At 43.0% G+C, this 14244-nt stretch carries 10 protein-coding genes; 4 read left to right on the top strand and 6 right to left on the bottom strand.

Going from position 1 to position 14244, the window contains the following annotated elements; translation table 11 throughout:
• Positions 1 to 10 precede the first annotated feature (10 nt).
• From R8O10_RS05220 to R8O10_RS05205, 4 genes are all read left to right on the top strand, one after another.
• Positions 11 to 3169: an efflux RND transporter permease subunit gene (locus tag R8O10_RS05220; protein WP_318191174.1), complete on the top strand. Its 3159-nt coding sequence runs from the start codon at positions 11 to 13 to the stop codon at positions 3167 to 3169.
• A 324-nt stretch (positions 3170 to 3493) separates the two neighbouring features.
• Positions 3494 to 3760 carry a hypothetical protein gene (locus R8O10_RS05215; protein WP_005373876.1) on the top strand — a complete coding sequence of 89 codons (267 nt, stop codon included), beginning with the start codon at positions 3494 to 3496 and terminating at the stop codon, positions 3758 to 3760.
• A 395-nt stretch (positions 3761 to 4155) separates the two neighbouring features.
• Positions 4156 to 5004, top strand: a complete 849-nt coding sequence (locus R8O10_RS05210; protein ID WP_005387103.1) for a hypothetical protein — start codon at positions 4156 to 4158, stop codon at positions 5002 to 5004.
• A 164-nt stretch (positions 5005 to 5168) separates the two neighbouring features.
• The gene (locus R8O10_RS05205; protein ID WP_318191173.1) at positions 5169 to 6008 is read left to right on the top strand and encodes a DNAase; all 840 of its coding nucleotides are present in this window, start codon (positions 5169 to 5171) and stop codon (positions 6006 to 6008) included.
• A 505-nt stretch (positions 6009 to 6513) separates the two neighbouring features.
• Here the strand turns inward: R8O10_RS05205 and R8O10_RS05200 are convergent.
• From R8O10_RS05200 to R8O10_RS05175, 6 genes are all read right to left on the bottom strand, one after another.
• Positions 6514 to 9615: an efflux RND transporter permease subunit gene (locus R8O10_RS05200; RefSeq protein WP_318191172.1), complete on the bottom strand. Its 3102-nt coding sequence runs from the start codon at positions 9613 to 9615 to the stop codon at positions 6514 to 6516.
• On the bottom strand, positions 9612 to 10940 hold the full coding sequence (locus tag R8O10_RS05195; protein ID WP_318191171.1) for an HlyD family secretion protein: 1329 nt from the start codon (positions 10938 to 10940) through the stop codon (positions 9612 to 9614). The genes R8O10_RS05200 and R8O10_RS05195 overlap by 4 nt, the downstream gene beginning before the upstream one ends.
• Complete coding sequence (locus tag R8O10_RS05190) at positions 10927 to 11583, bottom strand: TetR/AcrR family transcriptional regulator (RefSeq protein WP_021707693.1); 657 nt, start codon at positions 11581 to 11583, stop codon at positions 10927 to 10929. The genes R8O10_RS05195 and R8O10_RS05190 overlap by 14 nt, the downstream gene beginning before the upstream one ends.
• 192 nt (positions 11584 to 11775) lie before the next feature.
• Complete coding sequence (locus R8O10_RS05185) at positions 11776 to 12435, bottom strand: HAD family hydrolase (RefSeq protein ID WP_238762630.1); 660 nt, start codon at positions 12433 to 12435, stop codon at positions 11776 to 11778.
• A 2-nt stretch (positions 12436 to 12437) separates the two neighbouring features.
• On the bottom strand, positions 12438 to 13457 hold the full coding sequence (locus tag R8O10_RS05180; RefSeq protein WP_005373862.1) for an ABC transporter ATP-binding protein: 1020 nt from the start codon (positions 13455 to 13457) through the stop codon (positions 12438 to 12440).
• Positions 13454 to 14242: an ABC transporter permease gene (locus R8O10_RS05175; protein ID WP_318191170.1), complete on the bottom strand. Its 789-nt coding sequence runs from the start codon at positions 14240 to 14242 to the stop codon at positions 13454 to 13456. The genes R8O10_RS05180 and R8O10_RS05175 overlap by 4 nt, the downstream gene beginning before the upstream one ends.
• Between the last annotated feature and the right edge of the window lie 2 nt (positions 14243 to 14244).

The raw sequence follows: 14244 nt of genomic DNA, 5'->3' as shown, positions 1-14244 counted from the left end.
GGAGTATGTCATGGAAGATACTAAACAAAAGGGCTTAATTGCCTATTTTGCGAATAATCCCGTCGCTGCCAACCTTTTGATGGTGTTCATCATTATCATGGGTGTGGTGAGTTTTCTCTTTATTCAAAGGCAGATGTTTCCGAATATTGAGGTGAACTACATTGATGTTCGTGCGACTTATCCTGGCGCTTCTCCTCAAGAGATAGAAGAGAGTATTCTCGTTAAGGTCGAGGAATCGATTAAAGACGTCACCGGGATTAAAAAAGCAGTCTCAACGGCCTCTAGAGGTAGCGCGTATGTTTCCATCGAGGTAGACGTTAATGCCGATATCAAGCGTGTCTTGGATGATGTAAACCAACGTATTGATACCTTGTCTAACTTACCAGCGGGTATGGAACCAATCAATGTCTACCAAGTTGAATGGCGCCAAGATGTAATCGAAATGGGGTTAGTTGGGGACCGACCGCTCGAGGAGCTTAAACTGCTTGCTAAGCAAATCGAAGATGAATTACTTCAGTTAGAAAACGTCATGCTGGTGTATCTGAGTGCGCCAGAAGAAGAAATAGCGATTGAAGTTGACCCACTTGTTCTTCGTAAATACGACCTGACGTTGAGCGATATCAGCAGCGCGATCAGCCGTTACTCAGCCAACTTTTCTGCGGGCGAAGTAAAAACAAACTCAGGGATGATTGCAGTAAGGATTGAAAACCAATACTACCGTGGTGATGAGTTTAGAAATATTCCTGTAAAGCTTGGCGCAAATGGTGCAAAGGTTCTGTTGCAAGATATTGCCACAATAAAAGATGGCTTTACGGAAGAAGAGCGCTACTTTGAATACTCAGGTCAGAATGCGATCTACATGTCTGTTGAAGCAACTCGTGACCAGAACATTATCCCTGTTGCACAGTCCGTTCGTAATTATATTGAAGCAAAAAACAAGACATTGCCGCAGGATGTTAAGCTCAAAGTCTTAGTTGATACGACTTACTATTTAAATGGGCGTCTCGACATGATGTTGAAAAACTTGCTGCAAGGCGCTGCATTAGTCGCGATTATGCTGACCATTTTCCTACGTTTCCGCTTGGCTATGTGGGTAATGATTGGGCTACCTGTCTGTTTTCTCGGTGCCGTAATGATGATGCCAGCTTTGGGTATTACAGTGAACATCGTCTCGCTGTTTGCTTTCATCATGGTGCTCGGAATTGTGGTGGATGACGCCATCGTCATGGGAGAAAGTGCGTACAGTGAAATCGAAGAAAAGGGCGGCGGTGTCGATAACGTGGTACGCGGTGTCAAACGTGTTGCTACGCCAGCGACATTTGGTGTTCTGACAACGATTGCTGTATTCGCACCATTCTTGTTGTCTAGTGGTATTGATAGTGCCTTCTTTTATGGTATCGCGGGGGTCGTGATTCTGTGTTTGATCTTCAGTTTGATTGAATCGAAGCTGATCCTTCCTGCACACCTTGCGCATACTCATTTTAAGCCAGTTAAACCAGGTGGTTGGCGTGACCGATTTAACCAACGTTTTTTTGGTTTTGTAAATGGTCCATATCGGAACTTTGTAACAACATGCACCCATTGGCGCTGGACAGTGTTTGCGGTGTTCTGTGGTTTACTGCTGATCAGCGCGGCTTTGATCAACGCGAATTATGTTCGGGTGATCCCCAACCCTAAAGTGCCGACTGACTATCCTGCGATCACTATTGAAATGAATGATACCGTTTCAAGTGAGCAGACAATCAGTGCACTCAAGACTATTGAACGTGTCATGCAAAAGATCGAATCTGAGACCATTGCAGAACATGGTCAAGGAATGATTCGTGATGTGCTGTCGTACAACAGAAGCCGCACCGAAGGTCGTGTATTAGTACCTCTGGTTGATGAAGAGTTACGCCCGTTCAATACATTTGAACTGGCTCGACGTTGGCGTGAAGCTATGCCTGTTATTCCAGGTATGAAGAGCATCAAAATCCGCGAGCAGAGTGCGGGTGGTGGTGACAGAGATGAGTTTGGCTACTTGTTGTTTGGTTCTAACATCAATGAGCTCAACGAGGCTGGGCGTTACTTGATAGAGCGTTTACAGCTGGAAGAAGGGTTATATGATATTTCATCTTCTATTGATTCTGGAAGCAAAGAAGTACTCCTGTCTCTTGCGCCTGTAGCGTACGATCTCGGTCTGGATCTCACCATGATCGCAGAGCAAGTTGGTGGCAGCTTTTATGGTGGCGAAGCACAGCGCATTATTCGTGATGGTGAAGAAATTAAAGTTATGGTGCGTTACCCGCAACTGACGCGTGAAGCATTCTCATCATTGCGTTACGCCGTGATTACAACACCAGCAGGTAAGAAGGTCATGCTAGGTGATGTGGTGAAGATCAACGAGCAGCCGGGCGTGAGTAGCATTCGACGTGAAGGCGGGTATCAAACCGTTTATGTTTATGGTTCCATAGACGAAGAATTGGTTGAACCTCAAGAAATCGTGAAGGTCATTGACGACAATATCTTACCGGACATGAAGCAAGCCTTCCCAACTGTGAAAACAGAATTGGGCGGTGATATTGAAGAGCAGGCTGCGCAGCGTAATGAACAGATTTTGTTCTTTATTGCAGGCATGATCATCGTCTACATCTTGTTAGCTGTACCGTTAAAAAGTTATACCCAACCTTTGATTGTAATGTCCGTCATTCCGTTTAGTCTGACGGGGGCGATTTGGGGCCATTTCTGGCTAGGTTTAGACATCAGTATGATGTCGACATTTGGTTTGATCGCCGCTGCTGGCGTGGTTATCAACGACTCTCTGGTTATGACAGATTACGTAAACCAAGTGAGAGAAAAGGGTATGAACATCAAACAAGCGGTTGTTGAGGCGGGTTGTGCTCGTTTTCGAGCTATCACGCTCACCTCAATAACGACGTTTGCGGGTGTATTGCCGATAATGTTTGAAACGAGTTTGCAGGCGCGTTTTGTCATACCGATGGCTGTCGCTTTGGGCTTTGCGGTGTTGTACGCAACGGTTCTGACTTTAGTGTTGGTGTCTTGTTTGTATTTAATGCTTGAAGATATTAAAAATATTTTCAGATCGATTAAGAGGTTTATCCATCGTTTGATTAATCGTTTCAGAAAGTCGCCAGTGACGTCGAGCGTTGAAGCAAGCGTATCGAGTTAACAAGCTTGATGTTAACGATTAGGAGCAGCCTTCGGGCTGCTTTTTTGTTTCCGCATTTTGATTCAAAGTGATTTTTTAGTGGGCAGTTACGTAATTATCTGATGAGAAAACTGCCTGACAAAGCATTTCTAATATGTATGTTTCTAATGTTTTAAATTCGCATGGTTAATTTGACACTTGGTTAGCGAAATTTACCAGACGAAGATAACGTTGAATATGAGGTTTTATTTAAGTTGTTGAAAAATAACAAAATAAAAGTTGGCATCGTATGTGCAATATATGAATTGTAATTAAAATTAACTGCTAATCCTCAAGGAGCTTATTATGAAAAGCGTATTTCTATCTACTCTAAGTCTTATTGCTGTAATGTCATCACCAATCGCTGCTGCTAACACTTTAGACAAAGAGGAGTGGAGCTCAGATTTACGTCAGGACTTTTCTGAAATGAAACATGAAGCTATAGCAGATATTCAGCAAATGAACATGGATGCCATTCACGCACGTGATGAGCGTATCGTGAAAAACATTAAAGATGAGCAAGAACAGTTAGTAAAGGTAACGTGCCACAAAGAGAAAGCAAGCAAGTCATAAACGCCGATAAAAGAGACTAACAGACGAAAATGAATCCAATACGAGTTCGGTGTTAGTTAGCAGTAAGCACTGACCTTGTTGCTCTACTTGCCAGCCTTTTAAGGCTGGCTTTTTTGTTTCTCATTTCATGGGTGGAGATCAGATCCTCAAGCCTATTATCAATAGTTGGCGTGTTTGATGAGCTATTGCTGGATGGAGCGGATGTAACTTTTAAAAGTGTAGATTTCAGTAAAGTGGAGGTGATGTTAGATATTTAAAATTTTGAAAAGATCCGATCTCCTTTTTGACCTTCATAATACCTTAGTATGTGGCTTACCTTTACTTGAATTAGAACTCATATTGCAGGCGTTCGTTTAAAGGTATTGATGCATATTTGAAGAGTAAGAGATAGACATATGAGTTTTATTAAAATGTGTAAAGATGGTTTTAGAGGAAAGCCGGATTTCTCTGACTTATTACATAATGCGTTCCAGATAGATGACTTAGTGCTGTCATTTGAGTGTCCGAACAACATATATGAAGGACATGTATACCAGGATCTTGTTAATTTAGAACAGTTCGATGTTGAATCAAAAATAGAGAGGCATGAAAGGTTTGTAAAGTTAGCTACGGTATATTTTTTGTTTCAGAAGAAAATATTGAACCCTTTGCTTCCTATTAACAAACAAGGTGGATTATATATTAGGCTACGGGTTAAATCTACTGGAGAAGATATTGATAATATTAGTCAATTGTCCTCATTTTTAGAGAGAGAATATTATGATTTTTATCATGCCCCGGAGCAAAGTGAAGGCTCTATGAGGGGGTATCATACAGACTTGATGAAAGAATTGACTAAGCGTGCGAATAAACAATGGGGAGAAATTCCAGAAAGTGAACACCGAAAAAGAGAAAAAGAAGAATATTTAATTAGAGGTTTCTTAAGTGGTTATCCACCAATAAAGTGTGAGATAGTTGAAGTTGGAAAAAACAAATACTCAAAATACTCAGAAGGTAATCTTAAGTATAAGAGTGAATTACGAAGAGTATACAATTTACCCATAAAAAATGAATTCTACCTGAGCATCGAGTTTTGGTATAAGTACGAATCGATGTTTGCTAAGCAGAAGTTTTTAGATTGGGTGAGAAGTGCGGATGAAACCTTTGAAAAAAAAGTATTGGAATTACTGGATTTGTCTCCGCTCATCGACTCGTATACAGCCAAAGCGGTAAAGGGATTGAACGAAAAAACTAAGGCAGAGTAACACAGCGTCAAGAAAAGCTAGCAAAGTATGTAGCCATGAGAGAAAAATGAATCAAATTGGATGTCTATTTACCTTTGTACGCCATGGCGCATATAAAGCCAATGGATTTAGTATAGAGCCTATCACAAATATCAATACATATTTAAATAACAAGAGATATAAATATGAATTTTATCAAAATCTTTAAAGATGGGTTTAGAGGGAAACCAGATTTTGCACACTTGTTACATAATGTATTCCAGATAGATGACTTAGTACTATCATTTGAATGTCCGAACAATATATATGAAGGTCATGTATACCAAGATTTTATTGAATTACAACGATTCAATATTGATTCAAAAGTAGAGCGGCATGAAAAGTTTATAAACTTGGCCACGATTTATTTCTCTTTTCAAAATAAAATAATAAATCCACTATTACCAATCAATAAACAAGGTAGCTTATATATTCGGTTAAGGATTAAATCTTCAGATAAATATATTACTAGTGTTAATCAACTATCTTCATTTATAGAGAAAGAGTACGTAGATTTTTATCATGCTGTAGAGTCACCTGACGGTTCTCAAAAAGGTGATCATACAGAGTTGATGAATGATGCCATTGCGTATGCAAATCATCGTTGGGGAATGGACCCGATAAACGAAGAAAAAAAGAGAGCGAAAGAAGAGTTCCTTGTAGGAGAGTTTCTTCGTGGTTACCCTCCAATCAAATGCCAAGATATCAAGATTGGTGGAAATACATTTTCAAAATATGTAGAAGGAAATTTGGAGTATAAAAAAGACTATCGAAGAGTGTACAATTTGCCTATCAAAAATGAGTTTTACTTTAGTATTGAATTTTTATATGAAATCGAGCCTATGTTTGCTCAAAAAAAGTTTTTAGATTGGGTAAGACACGCGGATGAAATCTTTGAAAAAAATGTTTTAGAGTTGCTAGCACTGTCTCCGCTTATTGATTCACATACTACCTCCAAATCCGAAAGGTTGACAAAAAAAAGTTGATCCAGAGCGTTCATACTTAACTTAAAGAAAAAAGCCCGCGAAGAATGCTTTCACGGGCGAAAAAAGGGCACCAAATTGGGTGTCTATTCATTTTGGAGGTGGTCGAACGTCCATATAAAACTGACAATAGGCTTGGTGAGAGGCTTACCACCAGCGCGACCAACGAGGCTAAAGTTAACATTGTTGTAATGATTGTTAAAATGTTAATTCTTCAATCAATGTTTTCATTATCGTGAGTTTAAATTGTGAATGTGTTGCCTACGTGTATTTTTACTCTGTGAAATTCCGTTTTTGACAATAAGACATATTATAAATCTTGTGTTGGTTATTTGATTTGGTTATATAAAACTCAACATACTTAATCCTTAACTGTTCATATTCACACTTAATGAGACACAATAACTCTCTGTTTGTTAAGTGATTGTGTTTTTTAACGTGTTGGTGTTGAACAAAAAGCGACCTAAGTCGCTCTTGTTCATTTTGATAAGTTTACTTATCAGTCGTTTTAGATCTCTTCATGCTTATGGACTAGGCCGAAGTCAGCTAAAATGGCATACGCGGCAGGGATCATAAACAACACCAGAAGAGTGGATGCAAAGATACCAAACACGATGGAGATAACCAGTGGCTGAATAACCTGTGCTTGCAAACTGGTTTCAGTCAGTAACGGAAGCAAACCTGCTGCAGTGGTCATTGATGTTAGGAATACTGCTCTAAAGCGTTCTCGACTGGCTTTGACTACCGAGTCATGCACATTATCCCCTTCACCCACATGATGGCGTATGTACTGAACTAACAGAATCGAGTCATTCACCACAATCCCTGCTAATGAGACGAAGCCCATCATACTTGGCATACTTAATGAGTGACCGAGTAGGATGTGTCCCCATACCACGCCAATAAAGGCGAGGGGAATCGCAAGCATGACGACGAATGGTTCCAAATAACTGCGGAATTGGTAACTCAGAATCGCAAACACGCCAAACAAACCAAGCAAGAAGCCTTTACCCATTGATGCGCCAGTTTCAGCGGTATCTTTGGCTTCACCTTCAAAATCAAAGCGAAGACCAGGATACTTTTGCATAAGCTTTGGCGCCTCATCCTGTTGGAACTGACGAATAATGGCGGTTGAGTTGGCTTTCGTATTGTCGATATCGCCGAATACGCTCACAGTCCTCAAGCCATCAATGCGCTGGATTCTTACGTAATTACGTTGGAAATCCAAAGTCGCAATGGTTGCGAGGGGGATTTGACTGCCATCGGACAAGATAATCGGAAAGTTTGCCAATTGCTGTAAGTCACCGGCTTGTGCTTTATCGAGGCGAACTTCGATGGAAATATTTTCTACCCCAACTTGGATCTCGTCTGCGGTTTGGCCAAAGAAAGCCGCACGCAATTGATTGGCGATGAGTTGGCCGTTAATCCCGTAAGCTTCTGCGCCCGGACGCAGTTTTACCAAGACTTCTTCTTTACCCATACGCATGTCATCCAACACGCCATGGACACCGTCAAACTCATTTAAGTATTGTTGAATGTCGATAGAGGCGGCTTTGAGCGCATCCAGTTCATCATGCTTCGCTCGAATTTCAATCGCTCGTCCACCCGGCCCCATGGTCGGTTGTTTAAATACCAGCGAGATAGGATCGGCAAGTTCACCAATGTCTTCACGCCATGCATCGATAAATTCATCGATGAGTGTGTTACGACTCTCTGCACCCAGCAAATCCAGACGTACCGTGGCAATGTGAGGGCCAGATTCATTCGCGTCGGCGTTAGCGTTGAATTGACTGGTGATGTGTAGAACCAATGGATTGCCGTCTTCCACTTTCTCTGTCCATTCTTTATCTAGCTTTTGAGCGGAAGCGACGATCTTATCGACGACAGCTTCCGTTTGAGACAGAGAAGAACCCGGAGGAAGAATAATGCGCGCTTCTGCAATATCGCCATCCAACTCAGGGAAGGGTTGAAACTTGAGCAAACCACCTACTAACGTGGCAGCGGAGATAAGAAGCAAGGCAACCACACCACCCATAAAGGCATAGCGATACTCGACCACTTTATCCACTGCGTTGACCAAGGTGGTGTTGCGAAAGTTTTCAAAAGAAGCGAGCAGCTTTTGTTTGAACTTCGGTGTTTTTCGCTCTTGCTTTTGTTTATGTAGCGAATGAGAAAGGTGGTTAGGTAGGATCAAGAAGGCTTCCACCAAACTCAAACTCAAAACGAGGATCAGAACTTGAGGAACTGCTTTAAGTACCGCACCCATTTCACCTTGCAGGAATAACAAGCTACCAAAAATACACACCGTAGTTAGGAAGGAAGAAATTACCCCTGGCAGTACCTTTTTCACTCCTTTGATAACGGCATCATCGATCTCTTCTCCTCGGTCGAGGTGAGCGGCAATCGATTCGGCAATAACGATGGCGTCATCCATCATGATACCGATGGCCATGAGTAACCCGACCAAAGACATGATGTTGATGGACAGGCCAAGTTGCGCCATCAAAAATAACCCACCTAAGAAGGCAACAGGTAAACCAGCTGCGACCCAAAAAGAGTAGCGAAAACTAAAGAACAACCACATGGTGGCGAAGACCAGAATGATACCTTGCCAACCGTTTTTGACCATCATGGTCAGGCGATCCCAAAGCACGGATGAAAGGTCATTGGTCATGTGTAGCATCACACCGTCTGGCGCGATGGCTTGTTGTTCTTCGACAAATTGAGCAACACGTTCTTTAATGCGCAGCGCATCGTCTTCTTTGTTTTTGCTGACTTTTAGTAGGGCAGAAGGGTGACCATCAAAGAGGACTTTCTGTTCGTCCAATTCAAATCGGTCGGTAATCGTCGCAATGTCTCTTAGACGGATGATTGACCCATTTGGACCAGAGCCCACGACGATAGTCTCAAGCTCTTCTGGCGTCACGCGTCGTTCGTCAAAGCGGATCAGAAAGTTCTTATCTGGCGTTTCGACATTACCACTTGGCAACTTGACGTTCTGACGACCAATCTGCTCAGCAATATCACCAACACTCAAGCCAAGTTGTCGAATAGCTTGAGTATCTAGTTCTACTCGGTATTGGTGGTCAGAGAAGCCTGCAACTTCAACCAAAGACACATCGTAATCGATTTTTAACGTGCGTTTAAGCTGTTCGGCATACGCTTTTAGCTCTGGCCATGTGGTATCTGCGGTGATGGCGACATCCACAACTGGCTCGTTCCAATCGAGCTCTTGGACCACAGGAGATTCAATCTCTTGTGGGAAGTCGTTTATCGAGTTGATCTGGGTTTGAACATCAACCAACATGCGCCCAATGTCGGCTTCTTCATTCAGTTTTAAGATAAGACGCGCAGAACCCTCAATCGCTTCACACTGAGTTTCTTTAATGTTGGCAAGGCCATCGACAGCATCTTCCATTCGGATACAGATGCTCTCTTCTACCTCTTGAGGGGAAGCGCCGGGGTAAACCACACCAGCTAGGATGTAGGGTGGATCAAACTCAGGAAAAGTTTCACGCTTAATCGTGGAAAGTGAAGAAATCCCCAATATCAACAGCGTTAGCATCAGCAAGTTGGCTGCTGTTGGATGCTTGGCGAAGAATCGGATCATGAATCAGACTCCTCAATAGTGGCTTCTGACTGTTCAGGTGACTCTTTCAATAGCATGCCGTTAATCGCAGGCAGCAAATCGTTGATGATCAGCTTCTGACCTTGCTCTAGTTCACCATCGATCACCACTTGGTTATTGCGGCGATATAACACTTCAACCGTCACGACTTGCAGACGGTTGTCATCTCCCATCAGGTAAATCTTATCGCCATGAAGCGCACGCTCTGGGATGACCCAACTCGGGTTCTCTTGTCCCTCAATCAAGGCTCGCACAAACATGCCGTTCACTAGTGGAGGCGCAGAGGTTGGGTTTAATGCACGGTAGTCTTGTTCAATTTCCAGAATCACACCGGCAGTCGCTTGGCTTGGATCAACCGTTTCACTGATGCGTGCAACTTTCGCAGGCCAGCTTGCAGAGAGGTTACCGCTGCTGAGTTCAATGTTGGCATGAATCGCATTCATATCAGGTTGTGGAATACCAGATTCATCACGAACAAACTCACCGATGCTCGCAGCCAAAGTTTGCATGTCATGAATGGACAGTTGAGCTTCCACTTCCATGACATCAATACCATGTCCTGTCACCATGGTTTGTTGGAGGTTAACCACTTGCTTTTTCTCAATTTCTACGTCAGCAATACGCAAATCGTAAGGAAGCGTGATGATGGTTTTATCAAGCGAGCGTTCGGCCTCATCCACTTTTGATGCATTAACTTTAACTAGGGCTTCCGCGACTCGTTTCTCATCCGGCATCAAACCAATTTGATTTTCAATATCCAGTACTAACTTACGTTGAGAGAGCGCGCTTTGCTCTTGCTGATCTACATCCGATTGCGAGGTTAAGCCTTTCTTACGTAGGTTTTGTTTACGGTCTAACTCTTTGTTGGCGATAACCAGACGGTTGGCTTCTATCTTGAGTGTGCTTTTGAGATTCGCTTCTTCTTGGTTCAGCTTAGCCAGAGAGGTTTGAGCAGATTTGAGATCGGCTTGAGCTTGAACCAGTTTCAGTTCGTAATCGAGTGGGTCGATTCGCAAGATTTCTGTCCCTGCTTGCAACACTTGTCCTTTTTCCAGCTGCGGATGGCGGTAGACCACTTTCCCCGTCACTTCGGCTATCGCTTTCCATTCGACTTTTGGGGCGATCTTGCCAAACCCTATGGCTACTGGAGCAATGGCTTTGAGCTCAAGTGGAATCGTCTCGACCAACCGTGCACGATCTCCAGCGGGTTTTACGGGCAAATCTGGTTTGAGGCTAATCGCCAAAAACAGAATGACGACCCCCACCGCAAGAGTAGGAAAGAACAGCAGCTTTTTATTTATCTTCATATTGGTCGCCCGAGTCTAAAAATCCATGTTTCATCAGTTGTATGTTGTGTTCGAATAATCGGTTCAAGAAGGCTTCAGAAAGTTCAATGCCATGAATGGCGAGCAGTGCTGGTGGTGCCATAAAAGGAAACACCATCAAGCTGATGTAAGAGACGCGACAAAGTTGAGGGTCGGCGTCTTTTCGTAAAACGCCACTGTCGATCAACTTATCAAAGATCACGCCTTGCATTGGCTTGCTGATATCTGCGAAGACTTTTTCGAGCAGTTTGCGTTGGGTTTCCGATGGGGGCATATTCATAACTTGGGCAACTAAGCGTGGGAACTGTGGTACCTTGATCATTTCGCGGTAGTAGGTGCGCATTAGATCGAGAAAGTTTTGCTCGTTACTGTTGGATACCAACGTCTGCATCTGCTTTTGCATCGGTGACAGTGTTTCGCGCAACATGGTCTCGAACAAGCCTTCTTTGTTGCCAAAGTAGTAGCGAATCATCGCAACGTTCACACCTGCTTTCTGCGCAACTAGGCGAGTAGACACCTTGTCGTAAGCCATAATGGTGAAGAGTTCGCGCGCGTGGAAAATCAGTTTTTCCCGTGCGTCGATATTATCTGTGGGTCTTCCCGCCCTTCGATGTGCTTCCGTCACAATCTTCTCTCAAAATATTAAACATTTGATTAATTATAAGACGCTGATTTCTCATGCGACATGTGAAAAATTAATCAGTATTTAATCAAGTGATTAATTTGTGATGAAGAGAAGTAAAAAAGAGCAGAAAGAACTGCTCTTTGAACAAATAGAAAAGTATTTACTTAGGAAGAACGGTCTTGTGAGGCTAGATCACCCCCAACTTAACACACTCCAATTCGGTCTGTTGGCGTGTTCTTTTAGTTGTGGGCATGGATTTACCAGATAAGCGTAGTTCGCGTATTCACAAAGCGGTAAATCGTTGATTGAATCAGTATAGAAATGGATTTCTGAATAAGGCCCAGGCTGATTTTCTAGCCACTGTTTTAAGCGCGTGACTTTACCTTCACGATAACTCGGGATACCCTCGATTTCAGCGGTATAACAGTTGTCTTTCTCGATTAAATCAATTCCGAGTGCGGTTGGAATATTAAGACGGCGACCAACGGCTTCCACCAAAAAAGTGACGCTGGCAGAGATGATAACCATATCTATACCATCACGAGACAGTTGCTCAATCAGGGTTTTGGCTTGAGGGAACTGTTTAGGCAAAATATGGCTTTCAACACATTCTTCAACCAAGGCGTTTACTTCTTCAATCGGCATGTTTTCTAGTGGTTTCATGGAGAACGCTAGGTAATCTTCCATGTCCATTTTGCCTTCAGAGTACAAGGCCATTAGACGCTGATCTTCCATAATAAATAAAGGATCAGTCGCGATGCCTTTCTCAACCATAAACTCGTTCCAAATCATTGCGCAGTCAGCGTTTATTAGGGTTTCATCCATATCAAAAACATACAAAGGTTTGGACATGTTTAGGCTCTCACTGGTTGAATTTCGTTTAGGTTAAAGAGTAGCTCTAGTTGGCTGCCATTCGCTAGTAAGCGTTCTGAAGAGCGGTTAAGCAAGTCAACAGTGAGCTCACACTCTTCAACGTTCACTTGATAGCGAATAACATTACCTAGAAGCTGGTGGTTGGTGATCGTACCTACTTGTGGCGCTGAGATGTGGCTATCATATTGACGACCTTGCTCTTTTACATATATAGACTCTGGGCGAATCGCCACTTTCCATTCGGTATCAATGTTGAAGAGTTGCTTGGCTTTATTGGCCTCTACAAGGTTGTAGTGCCCCATGAAACCGGCCACAAACTCGTTAGCAGGATGAGTATAAATTTCTTCAGGTGTTCCTGCTTGAACAATTTCTCCTTTACTCATTAGGAAGATACGATCAGACATAATCATCGCCTCTTCTTGGTCATGAGTTACGAAGATGGTGGTGAGATTCATCTCTTTCTGAATATCTCGGATTTGCTGACGAAGGTGTTTGCGGATTTTGGCATCAAGCGCAGAAAGTGGTTCATCAAGCAATAATATGCGAGGTTTCACCACCAACGCTCGAGCGAGTGCGACACGCTGGCGCTGACCACCAGAAAGTTGATGCGGATAGTGTTTTTCTTTACCTGCCAGATCCACCAGTTTGATGACTTTAGCCACTTCACGTCGAATATCATCATTCGCAAGCTTTTTCATTTTTAAGCCAAATGCAATGTTGCCTTCGACGGTCATATTGGGAAACAGCGCATACGATTGAAAGACCATCCCAATACCACGCTCTTGCGGGACTTGATGCGTGATATCTTCTCCGTTTACCCAAATCTCGCCTCCATCGACAGGGTTAAGCCCAGCAAGGCTGCGAAGTAGTGTCGATTTACCACAACCGCTAGGGCCCAAAAGCGTAATGAATTCACCTTGCTCGATGTTAAAGTGAATGTCCTCAAATACGGTGTTATCACCAAAACGTTTAGTCAGATTTTTCGCTGTTACGTAGCTCATTGTTTGACTCCTCGGCTGAAACGACTTGCCAACCAAGTCAGTAAAAAAATAAATAGGAAGTAGGTCATCACTAAGGCAGACGCAAAGTGGCCGCTCGTCTGACGCATGTTATACAAGTAGATTTGCAGGGTTTCATAACGTGTGCCGACTAAAATATTGGCGAACACAAACTCTCCCAATAGAAATGAAAATGAAAGGAAAAGCGATGCCATCAGTCCTTTTTTGAGGTTAGGTAAAATGACCATCAAAAACGCTTTGGTTGTGCTTGCCCCTAGCAAGTGTGCAGCGTCCATTAAATCGTTAAGGTTAATTGCTTCGAAGCTATTAGAAATCGCACGATACATGAACGGTAACGCGATGGTGAAGTAAGTACCTACTAGAATCCAAGGAGTACCGATAAGGGAGATTTCACTGTCAGCATAAAGTTGAAGCAAGCCGACGGAGGACACCACTGGTGGTACAGCGAATGGTAGCAAAATCAATACGTTCATGAGCTTATCGAGCTTCGGAAAGTAGTAAAACACCACGAATATCGCTGGAAGAACCAGAATCACACTGAGGGTTAGCGAAGCAATACAAATAAACAGCGAACGCCCAAATGCTTGCAAAAAACGTGGGTCGGTCAGCAATTTAACGTACCAATCAAAAGTGAAACCATCCGGAAGCACTGTAGCGCCCCAGCGTGATGAAAGCGAATAGACAAAGGTCGCTAAAATCGGGATGAGCATGATCCCAACAATGGAATAAACCACTGTTTTATGGAGTCGCGTATTAACGTTGTTCATGA

The organism is Vibrio sp. 1727 (assembly GCF_033344415.1).
GTDB classification, from domain to species: Bacteria; Pseudomonadota; Gammaproteobacteria; order Enterobacterales; family Vibrionaceae; genus Vibrio; species Vibrio alginolyticus.
Note: the sequence above shows the minus strand (reverse complement) of the source record. Positions and strands in the feature narration are given on the sequence as shown.

What these genes read in the sequence shown, in the direction of transcription:
- R8O10_RS05220 (WP_318191174.1), top strand. Translation starts at nt 11, where the DNA reads ATGGAAGATACTAAACAAAAGGGCTTAATTGCCTATTTTGCGAATAAT.
- R8O10_RS05215 (WP_005373876.1), top strand. Translation starts at nt 3,494, where the DNA reads ATGAAAAGCGTATTTCTATCTACTCTAAGTCTTATTGCTGTAATGTCA.
- R8O10_RS05210 (WP_005387103.1), top strand. Translation starts at nt 4,156, where the DNA reads ATGAGTTTTATTAAAATGTGTAAAGATGGTTTTAGAGGAAAGCCGGAT.
- R8O10_RS05205 (WP_318191173.1), top strand. Translation starts at nt 5,169, where the DNA reads ATGAATTTTATCAAAATCTTTAAAGATGGGTTTAGAGGGAAACCAGAT.
- R8O10_RS05200 (WP_318191172.1), bottom strand. Translation starts at nt 9,615, where the DNA reads ATGATCCGATTCTTCGCCAAGCATCCAACAGCAGCCAACTTGCTGATG.
- R8O10_RS05195 (WP_318191171.1), bottom strand. Translation starts at nt 10,940, where the DNA reads ATGAAGATAAATAAAAAGCTGCTGTTCTTTCCTACTCTTGCGGTGGGG.
- R8O10_RS05185 (WP_238762630.1), bottom strand. Translation starts at nt 12,435, where the DNA reads ATGTCCAAACCTTTGTATGTTTTTGATATGGATGAAACCCTAATAAAC.
- R8O10_RS05180 (WP_005373862.1), bottom strand. Translation starts at nt 13,457, where the DNA reads ATGAGCTACGTAACAGCGAAAAATCTGACTAAACGTTTTGGTGATAAC.
- R8O10_RS05175 (WP_318191170.1), bottom strand. Translation starts at nt 14,242, where the DNA reads ATGAACAACGTTAATACGCGACTCCATAAAACAGTGGTTTATTCCATT.